This is a genomic window from Mucilaginibacter sp. P4_G9, assembly GCF_056400985.1.
Map to the genome: position 1 here is coordinate 1 of NZ_JBFUKF010000899.1, position 740 is coordinate 740.

General features: G+C 31.1%; 1 protein-coding gene. It reads right to left on the reverse strand.

The window, feature by feature from the left end; all coding sequences use genetic code 11:
• Positions 1–185 (reverse strand): hypothetical protein (locus AC1DPZ_RS28435; protein ID WP_477409856.1); only part of this gene is annotated, 185 nt, incomplete at its 3' end.
• Between the last annotated feature and the right edge of the window lie 555 nt (positions 186–740).

A 740-nucleotide genomic window follows, 5' to 3' on the forward strand; every position in this document is an offset into this window, starting at 1 on the left:
TGATTATTCTGGTCTAAAGCATAAACTTCTTTTATATTAAAAGATATCAGATCATTTGTTTTTGAAATACTAACAGAACCATCCGGAAATAGAATCGCAGGATAGGGCTCATATCCTTTTAGTCTCAAGCAAAAGGGGAAGATCAGAAGTGCTAATAAAAAAAGAGTGAACTTTGTTGAATGCATATATGTAATTATTCGAATTATGTAATTAATTCATGTGTCAAATTGTCTGAACAAAAAACACTGTAATCAAGCACTGGATATTACAAGCTAATAAATAAAGTACTTAAATCTTCAGATTAATTTGAAAACTAAATCCCTATATAATATTATCACCCACCTTGAACATATTAAATTCCATCAAAATATTCAGGCGTAAATATACTTTTTTTATAAATTAAAAACCCATTTTGTTGATGAATTTATAACTTATTTAAGTTGGTTTAATTACCTCAAATTGTAGGAAAGGTGTTAAATTGGTAAGCATACAAAGAAACTTGGTTGGCCACAACAAAGGGCTCACAATGCTAAGCAGGCTTATGTAATTGTGAGGCCATTACGCTAATGATCGCTTTCCACTATGGTCAGTTCGCCAGCCTAAAGCATTTTTATATTCATTTAATTTTTAAAGTCGATGCCTGGTAAAATTATCGCTCAAATTTTTGAAATCTATATTTTAATGCCGAACTCGTCACTTAGAGCTTGTTTAGCAGCATGATAACCACACATACCGTGTAC